This is a genomic window from Actinomadura luzonensis (assembly GCF_022664455.2).
GTDB lineage: Bacteria > Actinomycetota > Actinomycetes > Streptosporangiales > Streptosporangiaceae > Nonomuraea > Nonomuraea luzonensis.
In genome coordinates, this window is the sequence record NZ_JAKRKC020000003.1 from 646,730 (window position 1) to 669,429 (window position 22,700).

Below are 22,700 nucleotides of genomic sequence, written 5' to 3' on the forward strand. Positions count from 1 at the left end.
CATATGACGTAAAGGTCTGGCCATATTTCAAGGAGATGACGGACCGAAGAGGGTTGCGTCAGGACGCCATCCGGGTAACGTGGCGGACATCCGTATGTCATGACAATATGCCATAGTGTCGTGGGTAAGCTCCCCTTCAGGAGGTGCGTTGTACGACCTGATCACCATCGGCCGCTGCGGCGTCGACGTCTACCCGCTGCAGACCGGCGTCGGGCTGGCCGACGTCGAGAGCTTCGGCAAGTTCCTCGGCGGCAGCCCGACCAACGTGGCCGTCGCGGCGGCCCGGCACGGGCTGCGCTCCGCCGTGATCACCGGAGTGGGCGCCGACCCCTTCGGTGAGTACGTGCGGCGGGCGATCCGCGGGTTCGGCGTCGACGACAGGTACGTGGCCACCTACCCCGAGGCGCCGACGCCGGTCACGTTCTGCGAGATCTTCCCGCCCGACCACTTCCCCATCTACTTCTACCGCGGCGAGCATCCGCCCGACCTGCGCCTGACGCCCGGCTCCCTCGACCTGGAGGCGATCGCCGCGGCGCGGGTGTTCTGGTTCTCGCTGACCGGGCTCAGCAAGGAGCCGAGCGCGTCCGCGCACGCCGCGGCGCTGGCCGCGCGCTCCTCCGGGCTCACGGTCTTCGACCTGGACTACCGGGCCTCGTTGTGGGAGTCGCGGGAGGCCGCCCGCGCGATGGCGGCCCGCGCGCTGCCGCGGGCGGACGTCGCCGTCGGCAACCTGGAGGAGGTCGAGACCGCGGTCGGCGTGCGCGAGCCCGAGGCCGCGGCCGAGGCGCTGCTGGCCGCCGGGGTGCGGGTGGCGATCGTCAAGCTGGGCCCCGAGGGCGTGTACGCGCGTACCCCCGAGGAGAGCTGCCTGGTCAAGCCGGTGGAGGTCAGCGTGGTCAACGGGATAGGCGCGGGCGACGCGTTCGGCGGCGCCCTGTGCCTCGGGCTGCTGCGCGGCTGGCCGCTGGAGCGCACGATCCGCTTCGCCAACGCCGCGGGCGCGTTCGTGGCCGCCCGCCTGGCCTGCGCCGACGCCATGCCCACCACCGCCGAGGTGGAGGAGCTGCTGAACGGGGTGACCCCGTGAGCGACACGCTGCCGGCGGTCAGCGGGTACGAGGGCCTGACCCACATCCGCGCCACCCGTCCCGAGGAGATCGCCGAGGCCGCGGCCCGCCGGCAGCGGCGCGGGCTGCCCGCCGACGGCGAGCGGCTGCTCGTCATCGCCGCCGACCATCCGGCCAGGGGCGCGCTCGCCGTCCGTGACCGGCCGCTCGCCATGGCCAGCCGCGCCGACCTGCTCGACCGCCTGCGCACCGCGCTGGCCCGGCCCGGCGTGGACGGCATCCTGGCCGCCCCCGACGTGCTGGAGGACCTGCTGCTGCTCGGCGCGCTGGAGGGCAAGCTGGCCTTCGGCTCGATGAACCGGGGCGGCCTCCAGGGCGCGGTGTTCGAGCTGGACGACCGTTTCACCGGTTTCGACGCCGCCGCCATCGACGCGATGCGGCTGGACGGCGGCAAGATGCTCTGCCGGATCGACCCGGCCGACCACGGCACGATCAACACCCTCGAGTCGTGCGCCCGCGCGGTCAGCGAGCTGGCCCGGCGTAAGCTGGTCGCGATGGTGGAGCCGTTCTGGTCGCTGCGCACCGAGTCGGGAGCCCTGCGCAACGACCTGTCACCGGAGGCGGTGATCAGGGCGATCAGCGTCGCCCAGGCCCTCGGCGTGACCTCGGCCTACACCTGGCTCAAGATTCCCGCGATCGCCGAGATGGAGCAGGTGATGGCGGCCACCACGCTGCCCGCCCTGCTGCTCGGCGGCGACCCCCCGGACATCGACGCCGCCTTCGCCGACTGGGACCGCGCCCTGCGCCTGCCCGGTGTCCGGGGGCTCGTGGTCGGCCGGGCCCTGCTCTACCCCCCGGACGACGACGTGGCCGCCGCGGTGGACGGCGCCGCGGCCCTGGTGCGAGAGGCGCGCGCATGACCTACCTTCCGTACGGCAAGACCGCCGGCGGGCCCTGGTCGGTGGAGGTCACCCCCTCCCAGGCCGGCTGGACCTACTCCGGCCTGCGGATCCTCGACCTGACCGGCGCTCCGGTGACGTTCGGGACCGGTGAGGAGGAGATGCTGGTCCTGCCGCTCGCCGGGTCGTGCTCGGTGCGCGTCCCTGGGGACCGGTTCGAGCTGGCGGGGCGGCCGTCGGTGTTCGACGGGCCCTCCGATTTCGCCTATATCCCGATATCCACGGAAGTGACCATCGAGGGGGCGGGGCGGATCGCGCTGCCGTCCGCCCGCGCCACCGAAGCCCTGCCCGCCCGCTACGTCGCGGCGGCCGAGGTGCCGGTGGAGCTGCGCGGCGCGGGCCAGGCCAGCCGCCAGGTCAACAACTTCTGCGCCCCCGGCGTCCTCGACTGCCAGAAGCTGATGGCGGTCGAGGTGCTGACGCCGTCGGGCAACTGGTCGTCGTACCCGCCGCACAAGCACGACACCCCCAACCCGGGCGAGGCCGTGCTGGAGGAGATCTACTACTTCGAGGTCGCCGGCCAGGGCGTCGGCTACCAGCGCGTCTACTCCTCCGAGCGGGGGCAGATCGACACGCTCGCCGAGGTGTCCTCGGGCGACGTGGTGCTGGTCCCGTACGGCTACCACGGCCCCTCGATGGCCGCGCCCGGCTACGACCTCTACTACCTCAACGTGCTGGCCGGCCCGGCCGGAGAGCGGTCGATGGCGTTCTGCGACGACCCCCGCCACGCCTGGATCCGCTCCTCCTGGGACGGGCAGCCCATCGACCCCAGACTGCCGTTCGGGAGGACGTCATGACCCGGTTGACCGTCGCGCAGGCCGTCGTGCGCTTCCTCGCGCGGCAGTGGAGCGAGCGCGACGGCGTGGAGCGCCGCTTCTTCGGCGGCTGCGTCGGCATCTTCGGCCACGGCAACGTCGCGGGCCTCGGCCAGGCGCTCGCCGCCGACGACGAGCTGCCGTACCTGCTGAGCCGCAACGAGCAGGCCATGGTGCACACCGCCGCCGCCTACGCCCGCGCCAGCAACCGGCTGGCCACGCTGGCCTGCACCACCTCGATCGGCCCCGGCGCGACCAACATGGTCACCGGCGCGGCGGGCGCCACCATCAACCGGCTGCCGGTGCTGCTGCTGCCCGGCGACCTGTTCTCCACGCGGGTGGCGAGCCCGTTGTTGCAGGAGCTGGAGGACCAGCGCTCCTACGACGTGTCGGTGAACGACTGTCTGCGCCCGGTCTCCCGCTACTGGGACCGCGTCAACCGGCCCGAGCAGCTTCCGGCGGCGCTGCTGGCGGCCATGCGGGTGCTCACCGACCCGGCCGAGACCGGCGCGGTGACGCTGGCGCTGCCGCAGGACGTGCAGGCCGAGGCGTACGACTGGCCGGATGAGCTGTTCGCCCGCCGGGTCTGGCACGTGCCGCGGCCCCGGCCGGAGCGGGCCGCCCTCGACCGGGCCGCCGCCCGCCTGCGCTCGGCCGGACGCCCGGTCATCGTGGCGGGCGGCGGCGTGATCTACGGCGAGGCCACGGAGGAGCTGCGGGCCTTCGCCGAGCGGTTCGGCGTCCCGGTGGCCGAGACGCAGGCGGGCAAGGGCGCGCTGCCGCACGGCCACCCGCTCGCGCTCGGCGCGGTCGGCGCGACCGGCACCACGGCGGCCAACACGCTGGCCCGCGAGGCCGACGTGGTGATCGGCGTCGGCACCCGCTACAGCGACTTCACCACCGCCTCGCGCACCCTGTTCGCCCCTGACGCGGCGTTCGTCAACGTCAACGTCACCGGTTTCGACGCGGCCAAGCTGTCCGGCCTGCAGCTCGTCGCCGACGCCCGCGAGGGCCTGGCTGAGCTGGCCGCGGCCCTCGACGGCTGGAGCGCCCCGCCGGCGCTGCGCGAGCGGGCCGGCCAGCTGACCCGGGCGTGGGACGCGGCCGTGGACGCGGCGTTCGCCCTGGAGGGCACGCCGCCGTCGCAGGCCGCGGTGATCGGCGCGGTCAACGCGGCGGCCGGGCAGGACGGCGTGGTCGTGTGCGCGGCCGGGTCGATGCCGGGCGACCTGCACAAGCTCTGGCGGCCGAGCGGCCCGGGCAGCTACCACGTCGAGTACGGCTACTCCTGCATGGGCTACGAGATCGCGGGCGGGCTGGGCGTGAAGCTGGCCGCGCCGGAGCGCGAGGTGTTCGTGCTGGTCGGCGACGGCTCGTACCTGATGATGGCGCAGGAGCTGGTCACGGCCGTGGCCGAGGGCGTCAAGCTGACCGTGGTGCTGGTGGACAACTCGGGCTTCGCCTCGATCGGGCGGCTGTCGGAGAGCGTCGGCGCGCGGCGGCTCGGCACCGCCTACACCGGCCGCGACGGCGGCCCGCTGCCGGTCGACCTGGCCGCCAACGCCGCCAGCCTGGGCGCGTCCGTGGTGCGCGCGGAGACGGTCGCCGACCTGCGCAAGGCGCTCGACGCGGCGCGCGCGGGCGACGGCACGACGGTCATCCACGTGCGGACCGACCGGCTGGCCGACGACGTGCCGTCCTCCGAGGCCTGGTGGGACGTGCCCGTGGCGCAGGTGGGCCCGGCCGCGGAGATCAGGCAGGAGTACGCGGCAGGCAAGCGCGCGCAGCACCTCCATCTGGCCCCGCCCGACTGAGGATTGCGGCCGATCGTGCCGGGTAGGCACCATCACCGGGCACGATCAGGGGGGCGAGCGGATGAGGCCGTGGCGGCTGCTGGGGTGGGCCGGCGTGATCGCCGTGGCCGGCTTCTGCCTCTACCAGGTGCGCACGGTGGCGATCTCGATCGTCATCGGCGTGTTCCTGACGGCGCTGCTGATGCCGCCGGCCCGCCGGCTCTGGCGGCACGGCCTCAACCGGGCCCTCGCCACCACCGTCGTCTTCGTCACCGCGCTGCTGCTGGCGGCGGCGCTCATCGCGCTGCTGGTGCCGCCCACCGTCGACAGCGTGACGGAGCTGCAGGCCAGCGTCGGCCAGGTGCTCAACGACCTGCACACCCTCACCGCCAGGTTCGGGCTCAACGACCAGCAGCTCCTCCAGCAGGTCACCGACTGGTTGTCCGGGCAGAGCAAGACGATCACCACGGGGGCGCTGGCCGGGGTCCGCACGGCAGGCGAGATCGTGGTCGGGGCGGTGCTGGCGGTGATCCTGTCGATCTACTTCGTGCACAGCGGCGACCACCTGTTCCGCTGGCTGGTCCGCCTCGCCCCCGCCCGGGCCAGGGGCCGGCTGACCTCGGCCGGTCACCTGATCTTCTCGGTGATCGGCCGCTACGTGCGTGGCATCGCGATCGTGGGCGCGGTGGACGGCTTCTTCATCGGCGTCGCGCTGTGGATCCTCGGCGTGCCGATGGCGCTGCCGCTGGCGGTGCTGACGTTCGTGGGGGCGTTCCTGCCGGTGGTGGGGGCGTTCCTGGCCGGGCTGCTGGCGGCCGTGGTGGCGCTGGTGGCCAAGGGCTGGCTGGTGGCGCTCATCGTGGTCGCGGTGACCATCGCGGTGCAGCAGCTCGAAGGGCACGTGCTCGCGCCGCAGATCTACGGCAAGGCGCTCGACCTACCCGGCGCGGTCATCCTGGTGGCGATCGCGGTGGGCAGCGTGATCGCCGGCATCACCGGCGCGTTCCTGGCCGCGCCGGTCGCGTCGGTGATCGTCGCGCTGATGCACCACGACGACGTGCCCGCCCCCGTGCCTGAGGACGAGGTCGCGCCCGTGCCCGAGGACCCCGTGCCCGAGGACCCCGCGCCCGAGGACCCCGTGCCCGAGGACTCCGTGCCCGAGGACAAGGTCACTCCCGCCGCGCCGCCGCCTCCTCCAGAGACTCCCGCGACCAGGTGATCCGCCCGGCGCGCAGGTCCTCGACGACCCCGCGCAGCCACCTGGCCTCGGCCGCCGTCACCTCGCGCAGGTACTCCGTCTCCAGCACCGAGATGCGCGGCAGGTCGTCCTCGCCGCTCAGCGACGCCTCCAGCCCGGCCAGCGTCTCGGCGAGGGCCCGCTCGCGCCGCTCCAGCGCGCCGGCCAGCTCCTCGGGCGCGAGCATGAGCGCGCTGGCCAGCGCCGCCGGGAACTGCGGGTACTCCTGCCTGGGCACGCTCAGCATCTCCTCCAGCCAGCGGTAGAGCGTCTGGTGGCCCTCGTCGGTGATCTCGTAGACCGTGCGCTCGGGGTACTGCTGGTCGCGGCCGGTCTCGCGGACCTGGATCAGCCCGCTCTCCTGCAGCCGGTCGATGGTGCGGTAGAGGCTCGCCCGCTGGCCCACGTTCACCACCAGGTCCTTGCCCCACTGCTTGAGCAGGCGCTGGATGCCGTACGGGTGGAGCGGCCGGTAGCGCAGCAGGGCGAGCACGGTGAGAGCGAGCGGGGAGCCGCGGTCGAGAGCCATACACCGATACTAGCCGCAGCATTACTAGTTGACGAGCAACTAGTTTCAGTGTGACTATCAGGCCATGAGAGAAACCCCCGTGCTGATCGTCGGCGGCGGTTACGCCGGCCTCGCCTCCGCGCTCTTCCTCGCCCACCAGGGCGTCCCCTGCCTGCTCGCCGACCGCCACACCGACGTGTCGCTGCTCGGCCGCGCGCGGGGCATCAACCCGCGCACGCTGGAGATCTACCGCCCGCTCGGCCTGGCCGAGAGCGTCAAGGACGCGGGCCGCCCCTTCGCCGACGAGGCCGGCGTCGCCCGGTGCGCGAGCCTCGTGGACGACTGGCAGTGGATCTTCGACGAGGAGTTCCCCCGCACGCTGCCCGAGCTGACGGCGGGCGAGTTCTGCCTGGCCGACCAGAGCACGGTCGAGCCGATCCTGGTCGAGGCCGCCCGCGCCGAGGGCGCCGAGCTGTGGTTCGGCACCCGGTGCGAGTCGATCGCGCCCGACGCCGACGGCGTCACCGCCGAGCTGCGCGACCTGGCCACCGGCGAGCCGCGCACGGTCCGGGCGCGCTACGTCGTCGCCGCCGACGGCTACCGCAGCGGCATCAGGGAGCAGCTCGGCATCGCCCGTCCCGGCCTGCGCGAGCTGCGCCACTACGTCTCGTTCGTCATCCGCGCCGACCTGTCCCGGATCGTCACCAAGCGCGCCCTGTTCTGGATCATCGGCGACCCCGCCACCGGCGCCATGGGAGCCATGGCCTCCCACGCGCTGCGCGACCACTGGGGCATCGCGATCGCCTACGACCCCGCCACCGAGTCGCCCGCCGACTTCACCGACGAGCGCTGCCTGGCCGCCGCCCGGCGGCTCATCGGCCGCGACCTGCCCGTCGAGCTGGTCAGCAAGGCGTCATGGACGGAGGCCGTCGGCATCGCCGAGCGCTTCCGCTCCGGCCGCGTCCTCCTCGCCGGCGACGCCGCCCACGTCTGGCCACCGGCGCAGGCCATGGGCGCCAACTCGGCCGTCCAGGACGCGCACAACCTGGCCTGGAAGCTCGCCGCCGTGCTCGCCGGACGGGCCTCGGACGCCCTGCTCGACACCTACGAGGCCGAGCGCCGCCCGGTCGCCCTGGAGCTGGCCGAGCTGACCGTGCGCAGCCAGGCCGCTCGCTTCGGCCCCGACCCCGAGGACGACCCGGCCGACCCGATCACCTGCATCCTCGGCCAGCGCTACGCCTCCGCCGCCATGATCGGCGAGGGGCCGACGCCGGTGTTCGGCGACGGGGTCGAGCAGGTGGCCCGGCCCGGCGTGCGCGCCCCGCACCTCTGGCTGGACCGCGACGGCGTCAGGATCGGCGTCCACGACCTGTTCCACGACGCCTTCACGCTGCTGTGCGGGCCGGGCGGCGAGGAGTGGGCGCGCGCCGCGCGGAAGGTGGACGGCGTGCGCGCCCACCTGGTCGGCGCCGAACTGGGCGACGTCGAGCACCGCTGGGCCGAGCGCTACGGCCGCGACGCCGTCCTGGTGCGTCCCGACGGGTACGTCGCCTGGGCGGCCGACGGCGAGCCGGACGCCGAGCGGCTGGCGGACGTCCTGCGCCGCGTGCTGCACGCCTAGAGCAGGATCTCCAGCTCCAGCTCGTGCCTGATCGGGATGCCGTCGGCGGCGGCCGGGATGGCGGGCTTCAGCTTCCTGGCCCGCTCCACCCCGTTCCGGTGCAGGGCCACGAGGTCGAAGCCGTAACGCTGGTAGAAGCGGAGCGCGTGGGTGTTGTCGTTCGTGGTGATCAGCCACAGGCGGGCCGCGCCCCGCTCGGCGGCCGCCGCCCGGACCGCGTCCAGCAGCGCCCGCCCCGCTCCCCTGCCGGGCAGCGTGGCGTCGAGCGTGACGATCTCCACCGCGCCGTCCCGCTCCTGGTAGGTGACGACGCCGGCCACCTCGCCGCCGAGCTCGGCCACGAAGCCGGGCAGGGCGGCGGCGTCCAGCAGCTCACCCCGGCCCAGGGCGACCACGGTCGTGCCGCCCCAGCTCGCCCGCAGCACCGCCGCGACGCGGTCGTGGTCGTCGGGGCGGATGGGTCGTACAGACAGCCGCATGTCGCCCATTATGTGACGTATGAGATGGGTGACGTTCGACTGCTTCGGAACTCTCGTCGACTGGCGGCACGGCCTGCGCACCAGCGCCGAGCTGATCGCCCCCGGCCAGGGGGAACGGCTGCTGGAGGCGTACAACCGGCACGAGCACGCGGTGCAGGCCGAGTCGCCGCGGCTCCGCTACCGCCACGTGCTGGCCGAGACGCTGCGCCGGGCCTGCGCGGAGGAGAAGATCGAGCTGAGCGACGACGACGCGACAGTAGCGGCCGCCACGCTCCCGTACTGGCCGGTCTTCCCCGAGGTCGGCGCCGAGCTGTCGGCGCTGCGCGCGGCCGGCTGGAACCTGGCGCTGCTCACCAACTGCGACCGCGACCTGATCGCCGGGACCCTGCGGCGGCTGCCGGTGCCGTTCGACGCGGTGGTGACCGCCGAGGACGCCGGCGACTACAAGCCGTCCCAGGCGCACTTCGCCACGTTCCGGCGGGCCCACGAGCCGTCCGACTGGGTGCACGTGGCGCAGAGCTACTTCCACGACATGGTGCCGGCGCACCGGCTCGGCATCCGCCGGGTGTGGATCAACCGGCTCGGCGAGCGCGCCCCCGACGACAGCATCATCCAGCGCGCGCTGCCCGACCTGCACGGCCTGCTCACGGCCGTGCAGAGCGGCTAGGCGCCGCGCTGGTCCAGGACGTCGGCGATGCCGGCGAGGAAGGCGTCCACGTCGGCGATGAGGTAGCCGGAGCGCAGCAGCACGGTCGAGAAGCGGACCTCCCGCACGTCCTTGGCCGTCACGGGGTAGTCGGTGGTGCCGCGCAGCGTGGCCACGACGCGGTCGAGGAAGGCGTCGACCTCGTCCTCGTTGTAGCCGGTGCCCATGCGGCCGGAGCGGAAGGCGACGCGCTCCACCCGGGCGGCCTGCGTCTCGAACCACTCCTCGCGCAGCATCTCCCCCGTGGGCTCGGCCATCGCCAGCCGGACCGGCCACTTGGCCTGCGTCTCCAGCGCCACCACGAACGCCTCCAGGGCGAAGTCCACCGCGGTCTCCTGGTAGCCGCCGCGCCGGGCGCGGAAGGTGGCCGCGCGCACCTCGTCGGCGGTGACGGGCTCCAGGGAGCGGGGGCCGCGGCCCAGGGTCGCCTCGATGCGGCCGATCAGCGTGTCGACTTCCGCCGGGTCATAGCCTGAACGCATACCCATGACGCGTGGAAAGCGGTTCAAGCTCACGCTCCTCCTGACTCGTGCCGGGGTGCCACCATTGTGCGGCTCTTTACGCCCGTCAGGCACCCCGACATATACCGTTACACCACCATGCGACTGTCCCAGGTCTCTTTCCGCTACCGACGGCGTGACGCCTTCGTCATCGAGGGCGCCGACGCCGAGCTCGCGCCGGGCAACGTCATCGAGCTGACCGGCGTCAACGGCGCCGGCAAGTCCACGCTGCTGCGGCTGCTGGCCGGGCTGTCCCGCCCCACGCGCGGCACGATCACCGGACGTCCGGCGGTCGTCGGGTTCGCGCCCGACCGGTTCCCCACCGCCCAGCCGTTCACCGTGGCGGCCTACCTGCGGCACGTCTCGCGCATGCGCGGCGGGGCGCGGTGGGAGCCATGGGCCGAACGGCTGCTCATGGAGCACCTGCTGGAGACGCCGCTGAGCGAGCTGTCGAAGGGCAGCGGGCACAAGGTGGGGCTCGCCCAGGCGCTCATGGCCGACCCGGGGCTGCTCATCATGGACGAGCCCTTCGCCGGGCTGGACGCCGAGACCAGGGCCGCGCTGCCGGAGATCGCCGCGGAGGTGGCCGGCCGGGGCGGCATCGTCGTCGTCAGCGACCACCAGGGCGGCCTGCGCGCGCTGCCGGGCCTCCGCCACCTGGCGGTCGCCGACGGCCGCCTGTACGAGCCGCAGGCGCCGCCGTCCACCGGGAACGAGCTGGTGACCGTCGCCGTCACCCTGCCCGGCGACGAGCTGCCCGGCTTCCTCGCCCGAGTGCGCGAGGAGGGCTACCGGGCCCGCGAGATCGAGGAGAGCACCCGATGACCGCCCTCGCCGTCTTCCGCGTGGCCGCCTACGTGCGCTCGCACCGGGTCTACCAGAGCCTCCTGCTGACCCTCGCCATGCTGGCGATCCTGCACGGCAGCCGGGCCCCGCGCGGCGAGGAGGCCAACGTGCTGGCCACCACCGCCATCCTGATCATCCCCATCCTGGCCTGGGCCGCCCGGAGCCTGCTCGACACCGAGCCCGACCAGCAGCGGGAGATGTCGGCGGTGAGCGTGGGCGGCCGGGGCAGGGAGCTCGCGGCGGGCCTCGTGGCGGCGTTCGCGGCCTGCGCGGTGCTCGCCGCCGTCGGTCTGGCCGCCTCGCTGCTGCTCGGCGTGAGCGCGCGGCCGCCGTCCGGCGTGCTCGCCGCCGGGGTGGCGCTGCACGCCCTCGCGGCGCTCGTCGGCACCGCGCTGGGCGCGCTCACCAGCCGCGCCGTCGTGCCCTCCCCGGCCCTGTCGATCATGGGGCTGGTGTTCGGGTTCCTGCTGATGCTGCTGCTCAGCCTCTCGCCGGCGTACTGGCTGACGGTGCCGCTGGTGGTGTGGATCCGCGCGGCCACCGACGGCGAGCTGCTCGCCCGCTTCCCGGAGCTGGCCGCGATCTCCCTCTTCTGGTGCCTGCTCGCGCTGGCCTGGTACGCCTGGCGGCGCCTCAGGAGCTGATCACTCGGCGGCGGCGAGCTGCCCGCAGGCCCCGTCGATCTCCCGGCCGCGCGTGTCGCGCACGGTCACCGGCACGCCGTGGAACTGCAGCCGCCGCACGAACGCCCGCTCGTCCTCCGGCCGCGAGGCGGTCCACTTGGAGCCGGGCGTCGGGTTGAGCGGGATGAGGTTGACGTGCACCAGCTTGTTCTTGACCAGCTTGCCGAGCAGGTCGGCCCGCCACTCCTGGTCGTTGACGTCCTTGATCAGCGCGTACTCGATGGAGACGCGCCGCTTGGTCCGCGCCGCGTACGCCCACGCGGCCTCCAGCACCTCGGCCACCTTCCACCGGGTGTTGATCGGCACCAGCGTGTCGCGCAGCTCGTCGTCGGGCGCGTGCAGCGACAGCGCCAGCGTCACCGGCAGCCCCTCGTCGGCGAGCTTGCCGATGGCCGGGACCAGGCCGACCGTCGAGACGGTCACGCCGCGCGCCGAGATGCCGAGCCCGTGCGGGGCCGGCTCGACCAGCCGCCGGACCGCGCCGATGACCTGCTTGTAGTTGGCCAGCGGCTCGCCCATGCCCATGAACACGACGTTGCTGACCCGCCCCGGGCCGCCCGGCACCTCGCCGGCCGCCAGCGCCCGCGCGCCCGCCACGACCTGCTCGACGATCTCGGCGGTGGACATGTTGCGGGTCAGGCCCGCCTGGCCGGTGGCGCAGAACGGGCAGTTCATGCCGCAGCCGGCCTGCGAGGACACGCACATCGTGACCCGGTCGGGGTAGCGCATGAGCACCGACTCGACCAGCGCCCCGTCGAACAGCCGCCAGAGCGTCTTGCGCGTCGTGCCGCCGTCGGTGGTCAGCTCCTTGACCGGGGTCAGCAGGGTCGGCAGCAGCGCCGACAGCTTCTCGCGGGCGGCGGCCGGCAGGTCGGTCATCGCCGCGACGTCCGTCGTCAGCCGCTCGAAGTAGTGGCGCGAGAGCTGGTCGGCGCGGAAGGCCTTCTCGCCCAGCTCCGTGACCGCGGCCCGCCGCTCGGGCATCGGCAGGTCGGCCAGGTGCCGGGCGGGCTTGGCCCGTCGCGGCGCGACGAAGGTGAGCTGACCTGGTGGCTGGGACACGTTACTGCCTTTGCTCGGGGTATGGGACCAGGGTAATCAACGTCGGGGGCGGAGGCGGCATTCCTGGTCGGCGTACGGCTCGCATCCTGGTCTCCGCCGGATCTACAGTGCTCACGTATGGCGATTTTTCGGTCGGCGTCCGGCGAGGGTGGCGCCGAGGTGGTTCTCGCCGTCGGCAACCCGTACGGGAGCCGCACGCTCGTCGTCGAGCGGGACGAGGACGCCTCGGTAGCTTACCTGTGCTCGCCCGACGGCACCGTCCACGGCGCCGTCTGGCTGGCCAACCACCGGCCCGCCCCCGCCGTGGTGGACCTCGCGCGGCTCAACTCCGGTCTGCCGCCGCTGATGCCGCGCCCGTACACGCTGGACCCGGCGGGCCGCCGCCCGCTCGGGCAGCTCACCGCGCTGTGGTTCGAGGAGGGCGACGGCGTCGCGATCTACGAGGACGACGACCTGCTGGCGGTCATCCCCGGCTGGGCGGACATGAGCCGCGGCATGCCCGGCTACGCCCGCGACGCGGTGGGCGAGTCGCCGTTCGCCTGGGCGCTGTCGGAGGCGCTGGAAGGGCTCGAACCCCGTATCGCCAATGCCAGGTCGTACTGGCGGTGGCGGCACAGCGAGGGGTCGTGGCCGTCGTTCCAGCAGTTCGTGATGGGGCACCTGGACCGGGTGCTGGGGCCGGCCGGGCGGTACTGGGACGCCAGCGGCGAACGGCTGCCGACGGTCGGCATCACCGAGCGCCCGCCGCACGGCAAGCGGGACTTCGCGGTGCTGTCGACCGTGGGGATGAGCTGCCAACGCATGCCGACGGTCGAGCAGTGGATCGACAAGCCCGGCGCGTACGCCAGGATCGAGCTGGCCGTGGCCACCCGCGAGGACCCGCGGGACGCGGCGCTGCTGCTGGTGTGGCTGGCGCAGTATCCGTGGCACTCGGTGACCTGGCTGGGGCACGGGCACACCGCCAAGTGGTATCACGAGCCGGCGACGTTTCCGCTGGGGCCGCAGTACTCGGGGGTGCTGATGACGGCCGACGCCCCCCACATGCCTGACATGTCAGGATTCGCGTTCGGTGGGGAGGCCGTCCGGTGGCTCTGGCTCACCCCCGTCACGCACGACGCCCTGGAGGCGCACCGCTGAGCCGGAGGCCCCCCTAGAAGAAAAGGGTGAGCAGCAGCCAGACCGGCACCAGCGTGGTCACCAGGGAGTCCAGCCGGTCCATCAGCCCGCCGTGCCCCGGCAGGATCGTGCCCAGGTCCTTGATGCCGAGATCCCGCTTGATCATCGACTCGATGAGGTCGCCCACCGTCGCCAGCAGCGCGCCGAGGGCCCCGATCAGCGCGCCCTGCCACACCTGCCCGCCGAGCAGCCACGTCACCAGCCAGCCGCCGACCGCGACGCACGCCACCAGCGACCCGGCGAAGCCCTCCCAGGTCTTCTTCGGGCTGATGGCGGTCATCTGGTGCCTGCCGAACAGCACGCCCGCCGCATACCCGCCGATGTCGCTGGCCACGGTCACCGCGATGAAGATCAGCACCCGGTGGTGGCCGTCCGCCTCACGCAGCAACATGGCGGCGAACGCCGCGAGCAGGGCCGGGTAGAAGAGCGTGAACACCGACGCCGTGGCGTCGCGGACGTAGCCGTCAGTGCCGTCGCTGAACATCCGCCACACCAGCAGCACGAACGCGAAGACCGCGAACGCGGCCAGCAGCCACACCGGCCCGCCCCAGTAGGCCGCCGCCTGCATCGCCGCCAGCCCCGCCAGCACCGGCACGGCCGGGACCTTGATGCCGCGCAGCGCGAACGCCTTGACCAGCTCCAGCACGCCGACGCCGACCGCGCCGACGACCACCACGAGGAACAGCTCCTTGATCGTGTAGAGCGTGACGAGGACGAGCGCCCCGAGGACCACGCCGACGGCGATCGCCGCGGGCAGGTTCCTACCGGTACGGCTGCCGCCGCTCGGGCTGGTGCCGGCCGTACGTTCTTCCACTGACCTCTCCAAAGGGCCACGGCCCCCGCCACGAGGCGAGGGCCGTAGGGGGCATGACCCGCTTGCTCGGCGACCCGCCCGGCCGGGCGATCCGCCCGGTGTGACGGCCGCCTGCTCGGCGACCCGCCGGATGGGGGCGGCCCGCCGCGGGGCGCGCCGCTCAGACCTCGAGCAGCTCGGCTTCCTTGTGCTTGAGCAGCTCGTCGACCTTGGCGACGTGCTTCTGCGTCAGGTCGTCCAGCTCCTTCTCGGCGCGCCGGACCTCGTCCTCGCCCGCCTCGCCGTCCTTGACCAGCTTGTCGAGGGCGTCCTTGGCGGTGCGGCGGATGTTGCGGATGGAGACCTTGGCGTGCTCGCCCTTGTTCCTGGCGACCTTGATGTACTCCTTGCGGCGCTCCTCCGACAGCTCGGGGAACGTCACGCGGATCACCTGGCCGTCGTCGGTGGGGTTGACGCCGAGGTCGGAGTCGCGGATCGCCTTCTCGATGGCGCCCATCGAGCTCTTGTCGTAGGGCTGGATCAGCACCATGCGCGCCTCGGGCACGTGGAAGGACGCCAGCTGCTGGATGGGCGTCGGCGTCCCGTAGTACTCGGCGCTGATCTTGTTGAACATCGAAGGCGTGACCCGGCCCGTCCGGATGGTCGCGAAGTCCTCCTTCGCGACCGAGACGGCCTTGTCCATTTTTTCCTCGGCTTCGAGGAGGGTTTCGTCGATCACAGCGGCTCCCTGTCGTCTTCTAGCTGGCGGTGTCGGGCTCGCTCCGTCATTTCCCTGCGGGACTCACCAGCGTGCCGATTTTCTCACCGCGTACCGCACGCAGGATGTTGCCCTCGCCCATCAGGTCGAAGACCACGATCGGCAGATCGTTGTCCTTGCACAGGCTGATCGCGGTGGCGTCCATGACCGCGAGGTCGCGCAGCAGCACCTCGCCGTAGTCGAGGTGGTCGAACCGGACGGCGTCCGGGTTCTTGCGCGGGTCGGAGTCGTAGATGCCGTCCACCTGCGTGCCCTTCAGCAGCGCCTCGGCGCCGATCTCCAGGGCGCGCTGCGACGCGGCGGTGTCGGTCGAGAAGTACGGCGAGCCGAGCCCGGCGCCGAAGATCACGACGCGGCCCTTCTCCAGGTGCCGGATCGCGCGGCGCGGCAGGAACGGCTCGGCCACCTGCTGCATCGTGATGGCGGTCTGGACGCGGGTCTCGACGCCCCGCCGCTCCAGGAAGTCCTGCAGGGCCAGGCAGTTGATGACCGTGCCCAGCATGCCCATGTAGTCGGCGCGGGCCCGGTCGATGCCGCCCTGCGACAGGGTGGCGCCGCGGAACATGTTGCCGCCGCCGACCACGACGGCGACCTGCACGCCCTCCTTGACCGCCTCGGCGATCGAGTCGGCCAGGTGGTCGACGATTGTCGGGTCGATGCCCAGCGGCTCGCTGCCCGCGAACGCCTCGCCCGACAGCTTCAGCATCACCCGCTTCCACCTGAGGTGGTTGCCGGGCGGATGTGGAGACGAGTCGGCCGCCGTCCGTGCGGTCTCGTGGGCTGACTCCCGGTGGTCCTGCACGGCGGCGGCCTCCTTCATTCGGTGGATCGATCCTCTGGCTTCGCGGCTTGCCCGGTGGTGGCTGGCCTAAGCCTAAGCCTGACCGACCTTGAAGCGGACAAAGCCGAGGACCTCGACGCCGTTCTCCTCGGCGTACTTGCCGACGCTCTTCTTGTTGTCCTTGACGAACGCCTGCTGCAGCAGCGTGAAGTCCTTGTACCAGCCGTTGACGCGGCCCTCGACGATCTTGCCGATGGCGGCCTCGGGCTTGCCCTCGTCGCGGGTCATCTCCTCGAAGAGCTTGCGCTCCTTCTCGACGACCTCGGCGGGCACGGAGTCGGCCTTCAGGTACTGCGGGGCCATCGCGGCGGCGTGCTGCGCGATGTCCTTGGCGACCTCGGCGTTCGGCTTGTCGAGCTGCACCAGCACGCCGACGGCCGGCGGCAGCGCCGGGTCGGTCTTGTGCATGTACGAGCCGATGTAGCCGCCCTCGAGCACCGCGAAGCGGCGGATCTCGATCTTCTCGCCCAGCGCGGCGTTGGCCACGTCGAGGTGCTCCTTGACGGTCTTGCCGTCGAAGGAGGACTCCAGCAGCGCGGCCACGTCGGCCGGCTTGGTCTCCAGGACGTGCGCGACGACCTGGGCCGCCAGCTCCTGGAAGCGCTCGCCCTTGGCCACGAAGTCGGTCTCGCAGTTGAGCTCCAGCAGCGCGGCGACCGAGTCGCCGTCCTGCTTGAGCGCGACCAGGCCGTTGGAGGCGGTGCGGGCCTCGCGCTTGCCCACGTCCTTGGCGCCCTTCAGGCGCAGCAGCTCGACGGCGCGGTCGAAGTCGCCCTCGGCCTCCTCGAGCGCCTTCTTGCAGTCCATCATGCCGGCAGCGGTGATCTCGCGAAGCCGCTTGACGTCGGCCATGTTCACGGAAGCCATTGCTCTTTTTCCTCGTGGGATTTCGTCGTCGTCATCGTGGTCGGGGTGGACGTCCTGATCGGTCGTCCGCCCTTTGTCGTCCTCGTGGCCGGTACGGCAGGAGCGTGCCGTACCGGAGCCTTCGTCCTGCTCGCGGCCTCGGGCCTTCGCGCTCGTCCGGCCCTGAGCCCCGGACCTTCGGGCCTTCCTGCGGCCTTCGAACCTGGGCCTTTTGAACCTGGGCCTTTTGAACCTGGGCCTTTCGAACTTGGGCCTTCGAACCTGGGGCCTTCGGCACCGGGTCCGGCGGGCGCCGGGCCGTCGGGCGGTGGGCCTGGCCGGTCGCCGCTGCTTCGCTGGCATACTGCCCAGCCTCGCCGCGCCGTACCACCTGGCACACCACTTCAGCTCACCCGCCGCCCTCACCGGCTCGTCGCCGACCGGCCGCCCAGCCATCCGACAGCGCGGCGGGCCGGTTGTCCAGCCGCCTGACCGCCGGCGGCGCGCGCACCACGTACCGGTGCCGCGCACCTCGACGGACCGCCGACCGGTGATTCCGCCCTGATTCAGATGTCAGCCGTCCTGGTCAGGCCCGGGCCACCCGCTCGCCCCGCCGGGGACGAGGGCCGCGGCCGGCCCGATCGAGCCGGCCGCGACCGTCACCGTCCCGCACTCGGGACGGAAGCGCGGCCGCTGCGCGCGTACGGGTCAGGCCTGCTGCTGGGCCTCGCCCTCGGCCTCGGCGGCCGGAGCGCTCTCCTCGGCGCTGGCCTCGGCGACCGGAGCCTCAGCGGGAGCCTCGGCCGGAGCCTCAGCCTCGGCGGGGGCCTCAGCGGCGGGAGCCTCGGCAGCCGGGGCCTCGGCGGCCTCGGCGGCGGGGGCCTCACCGGTGCCCTGCTCGATCAGCTCGCGCTCCCACTCGGCCAGCGGCTCGGCGGCAGCGGGCTTCTCGTCGCCGCGGGCGGCGCCGGAGCGGGCCATGAGACCGGCGGCGACACCGTCGGCGACGACCCTGGTCAGCAGGCCGACGGCGCGGATGGCGTCGTCGTTGCCCGGGATCGGGTAGTCGACCTCGTCGGGGTCGCAGTTGGTGTCGAGGATCGCGACGACCGGGATGCCAAGCTTCTTGGCCTCGCTGATCGCGATGTGCTCCTTCTTGGTGTCGACGACCCACACCGCGCTGGGCACGCGGCCCATGTCACGGATACCGCCGAGCGTGCGCTCCAGCTTGTCCTTCTCGCGGCGGCGCATGAGGAGCTCCTTCTTGGTGAGCCCCGAGCCGGCGACGTTGTCGAAGTCGAGCTCCTCGAGCTCCTTCAGACGCTGCAGCCGCTTGTGCACGGTGGAGAAGTTGGTGAGCATGCCGCCCAGCCAGCGCTGGTTGACGTACGGCATGCCGACGCGGGCGGCCTGCTCGGAGATGGCCTCCTGGGCCTGCTTCTTCGTGCCGATGAACAGGATCGTGCCGCCGTGGGCGACCGTCTCCTTGACGAAGTCGTAGGCGCGGTCGATGTAGGAGAGCGACTTCTGCAGGTCGATGATGTAGATGCCGTTGCGCTCGGTGAAGATGAAGCGCTTCATCTTCGGGTTCCAGCGCCGGGTCTGGTGACCGAAGTGAACGCCGCTCTCGAGCAGCTGTCGCATGGTGACGACGGGGGCCATCTGCTGGTCCTCCAGGTCTGGGCGCCCTGCGGATGGGCGCGGTTCTCGGTTGTGCCGCGGCAGCGCGTTGTCTGCCGCCCTGATGCCCCGAACCCGCTCCAGCCGGGCACTGGGCCCGGACCGATGGCGCGGTCCGCAATGAGGCATGCGAAGTCGGCCTGCGGCTACAGGCCACCGAAAAGTCTACCTTGCACACCACCCCGGCCTGACCGCCTGAGGTCAAACGCCGGCCCGCATCCTGCATATCCATCCAGAACGCCCCGCAGTGCTCCGGGCCGTCACCTCCGGGCCGCCCACCGCCGTGCGGCCGGATCCCCGGCGGGGCCGAGCCTCGCGCCGCTCACCCTCCGCTCCCGTGGTCCTCCGTCGGCAGCCCGGGAACCGGCCGCTTGGCCACCGGGAACAGGTTGACCTGCACCTCGGCCATCCGGGCCCCGCTCGGCACGTCCCCCTCCGCCTGCCGCCGCCGCGCCGCGTACGGCTCGACCAGCTCACGGATCTCCGCGTTGAGCCGTACCAGCTCCTCCGCGGTCGCCCGCACCCTGATCCGGTTGAACACCGTCGCGTCCCGCCACTCCTCCGGCTCCGTCTCGACGTTGGCCAGCGCCCGGTCGGCCTCCTGGTTGGCCTCCCTCCGGAAGGCCATCATCAGCGCGACCTTGGCGTCCCGCACCTCGGGCTGGTCCTCGGGGTGGACGCCCACGCTCAGCGGCCGGCCGCTGGCCCGCCAGAGCCGCTCCCGCCCGTCCCCCCGGGGCGGCGCGTCCTCGACGAACCCGTACTTGGCCAGCATCCGCAGGTGGTAACTGGCCGCGCTGGGCGTGATGCCGGCGATCTCCGCCACCTCCGTGGCGGTGGCGCTCCCCTCCGCCTCGAGCCGGTTGAGGATCATCAGCCGCGCCGGGTGGGCCAGCGCCCGCATCGCCTTAGGGTCGCTGAGCACGCCACTGTCCCGCTTCATGCGCCCAAGGTACCGGCTAGGACGAATCACTATGAAGGATTGCCTTCAGAACTCTGAAGGGTTACCTTCATAAATTGTGAAGCAAACCTTTCAGACCTCGCCGGCCCTCCCCGCGACCCCGCCGCCGCTCCGCCGGCAACGCGACTACCGCCTCCTCTGGGCCGCCCGGACGATCTCGGTCACCGGCTCCGAGGTCTCCAAGGTGGCCGTCCCCCTGACGGCCGTCACGCTGCTCACCGCGTCCCCGTCCCAGATGGGGCTGCTGACGGCCGCCGCCTCCCTGCCCGCGCTCCTGTTCGGCCTGCAGGCGGGCGCCGTCGCCGACCGGCTCTCCCGGCACCGGCCGCTGATGATCGCCTGCGAGCTCGTCGCCTGCGCGGCGGCCGCCACGGTCCCCCTGGCCTGGCTCCTCGGCGTGCTGAGCATCCCCTGGCTCGTCGCGGTCGCCCTGCTCATCGGCACGGCGACGGTGGTGTTCAAGTCCGCGAACTTCTCCTACGTCGCGGGGACGGTCGCGCCCTCCCAGCGCGTCGAGGCGATGGCCGGTTTCCAGGCGTGTCACTCGCTGGCCTCGGTGGCCGGGCCCGGCCTGGCCGGCGTGCTGGTCCAGCTCCTCACCGCGCCGCTCGCCGTGCTGGCCGAGGCGGTGTCGTTCCTGGTCTCGGGCCTGCTGCTCCGCTCCATGCGCACCGAGGAACGCAACGAGCCGGCGCCGTCCCGCGGCATGCGGCGCGAGATCGCCGAGGGCCTGCGCGCCGTCCTCACCGACCCGGCCCTGCGCGCCCTCCTGGCCGCCGGCGTGACCATCAACTTCTTCGCGATGGCGTACACCGCCGTCCACATGCTCTACATGCTCAACACCCTGAGCATCCCCAAGGCCCTGATCGGCGCCCTGATCGCGCTCAGCGGCGCGGGCGGCCTGCTCGGCGCCTGGCTGACCGCCCGCCTCACCAAACGCTTCGGCGAGAACCGGATCCTCCTCGTCACCGTGCTCTTCTTCCCCGCCGAGATCCTCACGGTGGGCCTCCTGGGCGGCCCCCTGTGGTGGAAGCTGACCGCGCTCTCCGCGACCGGGCTCATGACCGGCGGCATCGTCGTCGCCTTCGCCACCTGCCTGGGCGCCATCACCCTCCGCGAGACGCCCCCGGAGCTGCGCGGCCGCGTCAACGCCACCATGAGCTTCGCCACCCAGGGCGTCCTGGCCCTCGGCGGCCTCGCCGGCGGCGTGGCGGCCGACCACGTGGGCCTGCGCCCGGTGATCCTGCTGTGCGCCGCGGGCATCGCCCTGGCCGCCCTCTGGATCTGGGCCTCTCCCCTACGCCCGCCCGCCTCCCGCGGCCCGTACCGCGGCCGCGTCTCCCTCCCGGACCCGCAGCCGCAGACCGTGGCTCACCTCATGGCCACCCGGCGCCACCTCTGGCCCTGACCCGCCGGCTCTGACCCCGCGCCTCGTCTGCCGCCCGACCAGCGAGAACCCGTCACTCCCTCACGGCAGACGTCCGCACGACCGCACCGCTCGCGGAAGCGCGCGCTTCCGCCGCGCGTCGCTCAAGGAACGCCCGCACCTCCGGGTCAGCGGTGAGCGCGGCGGCCTCCGCGTACGCCTTCGCCGCCTCCTCGCCCCGCCCGAGCCGCGCCAGCAGCTCGCCCCGGGTCGCGTGGTACGGCTGGAAGCGCTCCCGCTCCGGCGGCAGGGCCTCCAGCAGCCCGAGCGCTTCCTCGGGCGAGCCGGTGCGCGCGGCCACGGCCGCCTGCGCCACCCGGCTCCCCAGGCTGGGCGCGACGGCCACCAGCGCGGCGTAGAGGGTGCGGAGCGCGTCCCAGTCCGTCCTGCCGGTCCTCGCGCGATCGCAGTGCACCGCCTGGATCGCCGCCTCCAGCTGGAACCGCCCGGGCGCCCGCCCGGGACGCTCGGCCCTGCGGAGGTAGCGCTCGCCCGCGGCGATGAGCCGCCGGTCCCAGCCTGACGGGTCCTGCTCCTCCAGCGGCTGGAACGGCCGCCCCGGCTCCCCCGCCCGCGCCGAGGCCAGGGTGAGCAGCGCGGCCAGCCCCCACGCCTCCGGCTCGTCCCCGAGCAGGGTGGCCACGGTGGTGGCGAGGTACCGGGCCTCGCCGGCGAGCGACCGGCCGTCGCCGCGTTCCCGCCAGGTCAGCGCGTAGCAGCCGTACACCGCCTCCAGCACCGGCGCCAGCCGCTCGAGCATCGCCTGCCGGCCCGGGACGACGAAGGGGATGCGGGCGTCGCGGATCCGCCGCTTGGCGCGTACCAGCCGTTGCGACATCGCCCCCGGGGGCACGGCGAACGCCCGGGCGATCTCGGCGGAGTCGAAGCCGAGCACGGTCTGCAACATCAGCGGCGTGCGGACGTTCGCGGCGATCGCCGGGTGCGCGCAGACGAAGAGCAGGGCAAGACGCCGGTCGGGTATCGCGTCCGGGTCGAGCCCGTCCAGCGGACCGGAAGCACTCGCCGCCCCGGCCCCGCCCCCGAGCCCGCCGTCGCCCCCGCCGTCACCCCCGCCCCCGGGCCCGCCGTCACCCCCACCTCCGGGCCCGCCGTCACCCCCGCCCCCGCGCCCGCCGTCACTCCCGCCCCCGGGCCCGTCCGCATGACCGATGTCGCTCCCGAGCCCGCCCTCGACCCCGCTGTCACCGTGCCCGAAGCGGCTTCCACGGCCCACATGACCCGCGAGACCCGCGGCGCCTCCCTGACCAGCGACGTCCTCCAGGGACCCGGGCCTCGAACGACGGTACGCGGCGGACTTCCAGAAGTCCCTCTGGCGATTGCGCGCCACGGTGAGGAGCCACCCCTCCGGGTTGTCCGGCACCCCGTCGCGCGGCCACGTCGTCAGCGCCTGCTCGAACGCCTCCGCCAGCGTGTCCTCGGCGAGCTGCAGGTCACCGGTGGATCCAGCGAGCAGCGCCACGAGCCGGCCGAAGGACGTCCGCGCCGTGCGCTCCGCGACGTCCGCGGCCGGCTCGCCGGTCATGACGACGGCACCCACGCGCCGGCCTCGATGTGCGTGGCGCCGGGCCGGATCTCGACCGTACCCCAGGAGGCCGGCGGCGCCTGCCGCGCCCACTCCAGGGCCGTGTCGAGGTCCGGGACGTCGATGATGATCACGCCGCCGAGCTGTTCCTTGGTGTCGGCGAACGGCCCGTCCTGGACGCGCGGCTCCCCGCTGACGCAGGTCAGCGTGGTCGAAGCGGCCGACGGCTGCAACACCTGCCCGCTCACCAGGATGCCCGCCTGCTCCAGCGTCGCGGCGTAACTGGCGAACGCCCGCATGCCGGCGGCGATCATCTCCGCCCCGATCGACTCTTCGCTTTCCTCGCTGTAGTGGAACAGGAGCATGTAACGCATGTCGCGA

The 22,700-nt window shown here is 73.0% G+C and carries 23 protein-coding genes; 11 read left to right on the forward strand and 12 right to left on the reverse strand.

The genetic code is table 11. From position 1 onward, the window contains the following. Positions 1 to 148 precede the first annotated feature (148 nt). The 5 genes from iolC (at position 149) to MF672_RS48020 (ending at position 5,852) form a co-directional block, all read left to right on the forward strand. Positions 149 to 1,087, forward strand: a complete 939-nt coding sequence (iolC, locus tag MF672_RS48000) for a 5-dehydro-2-deoxygluconokinase (protein ID WP_242374492.1) — start codon at positions 149 to 151, stop codon at positions 1,085 to 1,087. Beyond that, positions 1,084 to 1,986, forward strand: a complete 903-nt coding sequence (locus MF672_RS48005; protein ID WP_242374493.1) for a Cgl0159 family (beta/alpha)8-fold protein — start codon at positions 1,084 to 1,086, stop codon at positions 1,984 to 1,986. Before iolC ends, MF672_RS48005 begins: the two co-directional genes overlap by 4 nt. Then, positions 1,983 to 2,822, forward strand: coding sequence for a 5-deoxy-glucuronate isomerase (gene iolB / locus MF672_RS48010; protein WP_242374494.1), 840 nt, complete (start codon positions 1,983 to 1,985; stop codon positions 2,820 to 2,822). The genes MF672_RS48005 and iolB overlap by 4 nt, the downstream gene beginning before the upstream one ends. Next, a complete protein-coding gene (gene iolD / locus MF672_RS48015; RefSeq protein WP_242374495.1) occupies positions 2,819 to 4,654 on the forward strand; it encodes a 3D-(3,5/4)-trihydroxycyclohexane-1,2-dione acylhydrolase (decyclizing) in 1,836 nt (611 codons plus the stop codon). Before iolB ends, iolD begins: the two co-directional genes overlap by 4 nt. A 61-nt stretch (positions 4,655 to 4,715) precedes the next feature. Next, positions 4,716 to 5,852, forward strand: coding sequence for an AI-2E family transporter (locus MF672_RS48020; RefSeq protein ID WP_242374496.1), 1,137 nt, complete (start codon positions 4,716 to 4,718; stop codon positions 5,850 to 5,852). On the opposite strand, the gene MF672_RS48025 is transcribed toward MF672_RS48020, so the two are convergent. After that, complete coding sequence (locus MF672_RS48025; RefSeq protein ID WP_242374497.1) at positions 5,803 to 6,399, reverse strand: PadR family transcriptional regulator; 597 nt, start codon at positions 6,397 to 6,399, stop codon at positions 5,803 to 5,805. The genes MF672_RS48020 and MF672_RS48025 overlap by 50 nt on opposite strands. 64 nt (positions 6,400 to 6,463) lie before the next feature. Here MF672_RS48025 and MF672_RS48030 point away from each other — a divergent pair, with 64 nt between their 5' ends. After that, a complete protein-coding gene (locus MF672_RS48030) occupies positions 6,464 to 7,999 on the forward strand; it encodes an FAD-dependent monooxygenase (RefSeq protein WP_242374498.1) in 1,536 nt (511 codons plus the stop codon). Here the strand turns inward: MF672_RS48030 and MF672_RS48035 are convergent. Continuing rightward, positions 7,996 to 8,478: a GNAT family N-acetyltransferase gene (locus MF672_RS48035; protein ID WP_242374499.1), complete on the reverse strand. Its 483-nt coding sequence runs from the start codon at positions 8,476 to 8,478 to the stop codon at positions 7,996 to 7,998. The two genes, MF672_RS48030 and MF672_RS48035, sit on opposite strands and share 4 nt — an antisense overlap. Before the next feature lie 19 nt (positions 8,479 to 8,497). Here MF672_RS48035 and MF672_RS48040 point away from each other — a divergent pair, with 19 nt between their 5' ends. Further along, entirely contained in the window at positions 8,498 to 9,145 is a 648-nt protein-coding gene (locus MF672_RS48040; protein WP_242374500.1) for an HAD family hydrolase, read from the forward strand. Here the strand turns inward: MF672_RS48040 and MF672_RS48045 are convergent. Continuing rightward, positions 9,142 to 9,666 carry a DivIVA domain-containing protein gene (locus tag MF672_RS48045; protein ID WP_242374501.1) on the reverse strand — a complete coding sequence of 175 codons (525 nt, stop codon included), beginning with the start codon at positions 9,664 to 9,666 and terminating at the stop codon, positions 9,142 to 9,144. The genes MF672_RS48040 and MF672_RS48045 overlap by 4 nt on opposite strands. A gap of 117 nt (positions 9,667 to 9,783) precedes the next feature. On the opposite strand from MF672_RS48045, the gene MF672_RS48050 reads away from it, so the two are divergent. Beyond that, positions 9,784 to 10,509, forward strand: coding sequence for an ABC transporter ATP-binding protein (locus tag MF672_RS48050; protein ID WP_242374502.1), 726 nt, complete (start codon positions 9,784 to 9,786; stop codon positions 10,507 to 10,509). After that, positions 10,506 to 11,174 carry a hypothetical protein gene (locus tag MF672_RS48055; protein WP_242374503.1) on the forward strand — a complete coding sequence of 223 codons (669 nt, stop codon included), beginning with the start codon at positions 10,506 to 10,508 and terminating at the stop codon, positions 11,172 to 11,174. The genes MF672_RS48050 and MF672_RS48055 overlap by 4 nt, the downstream gene beginning before the upstream one ends. On the opposite strand, the gene rlmN is transcribed toward MF672_RS48055, so the two are convergent. Further along, positions 11,175 to 12,275, reverse strand: a complete 1,101-nt coding sequence (gene rlmN, locus MF672_RS48060) for a dual-specificity RNA methyltransferase RlmN (RefSeq protein ID WP_242374504.1) — start codon at positions 12,273 to 12,275, stop codon at positions 11,175 to 11,177. It abuts the gene before it with no gap. A 117-nt stretch (positions 12,276 to 12,392) separates the two neighbouring features. On the opposite strand from rlmN, the gene MF672_RS48065 reads away from it, so the two are divergent. Continuing rightward, positions 12,393 to 13,412, forward strand: coding sequence for a suppressor of fused domain protein (locus MF672_RS48065; protein ID WP_242374505.1), 1,020 nt, complete (start codon positions 12,393 to 12,395; stop codon positions 13,410 to 13,412). Positions 13,413 to 13,425: 13 nt separating this feature from the next. On the opposite strand, the gene MF672_RS48070 is transcribed toward MF672_RS48065, so the two are convergent. From MF672_RS48070 to MF672_RS48095, 6 genes are all read right to left on the reverse strand, one after another. Next, the gene (locus tag MF672_RS48070; RefSeq protein ID WP_242374506.1) at positions 13,426 to 14,265 is read right to left on the reverse strand and encodes a phosphatidate cytidylyltransferase; all 840 of its coding nucleotides are present in this window, start codon (positions 14,263 to 14,265) and stop codon (positions 13,426 to 13,428) included. A gap of 160 nt (positions 14,266 to 14,425) precedes the next feature. Then, positions 14,426 to 14,983, reverse strand: coding sequence for a ribosome recycling factor (gene frr, locus MF672_RS48075; protein WP_242374507.1), 558 nt, complete (start codon positions 14,981 to 14,983; stop codon positions 14,426 to 14,428). Between the two features lie 46 nt (positions 14,984 to 15,029). After that, positions 15,030 to 15,728 carry a UMP kinase gene (gene pyrH / locus MF672_RS48080; protein WP_020545359.1) on the reverse strand — a complete coding sequence of 233 codons (699 nt, stop codon included), beginning with the start codon at positions 15,726 to 15,728 and terminating at the stop codon, positions 15,030 to 15,032. Between the two features lie 168 nt (positions 15,729 to 15,896). Further along, a complete protein-coding gene (tsf, locus tag MF672_RS48085; RefSeq protein ID WP_242374508.1) occupies positions 15,897 to 16,730 on the reverse strand; it encodes a translation elongation factor Ts in 834 nt (277 codons plus the stop codon). Positions 16,731 to 17,417: 687 nt separating this feature from the next. Further along, positions 17,418 to 18,371, reverse strand: coding sequence for a 30S ribosomal protein S2 (gene rpsB, locus MF672_RS48090; RefSeq protein WP_242374510.1), 954 nt, complete (start codon positions 18,369 to 18,371; stop codon positions 17,418 to 17,420). A gap of 340 nt (positions 18,372 to 18,711) precedes the next feature. Continuing rightward, positions 18,712 to 19,332, reverse strand: a complete 621-nt coding sequence (locus MF672_RS48095; protein ID WP_242374511.1) for an ArsR/SmtB family transcription factor — start codon at positions 19,330 to 19,332, stop codon at positions 18,712 to 18,714. Positions 19,333 to 19,408: 76 nt separating this feature from the next. On the opposite strand from MF672_RS48095, the gene MF672_RS48100 reads away from it, so the two are divergent. Beyond that, positions 19,409 to 20,758, forward strand: a complete 1,350-nt coding sequence (locus MF672_RS48100; protein ID WP_242374512.1) for an MFS transporter — start codon at positions 19,409 to 19,411, stop codon at positions 20,756 to 20,758. A gap of 52 nt (positions 20,759 to 20,810) precedes the next feature. Here MF672_RS48100 and MF672_RS51715 read toward each other — a convergent pair whose 3' ends face one another. Beyond that, complete coding sequence (locus MF672_RS51715) at positions 20,811 to 22,319, reverse strand: RNA polymerase sigma factor (protein WP_302893425.1); 1,509 nt, start codon at positions 22,317 to 22,319, stop codon at positions 20,811 to 20,813. Further along, positions 22,316 to 22,693 (reverse strand): YciI family protein, encoded by a 378-nt coding sequence (locus MF672_RS48110; protein WP_242374513.1) that lies wholly within the window; start codon positions 22,691 to 22,693, stop codon positions 22,316 to 22,318. Before MF672_RS48110 ends, MF672_RS51715 begins: the two co-directional genes overlap by 4 nt. Positions 22,694 to 22,700 lie beyond the last annotated feature (7 nt).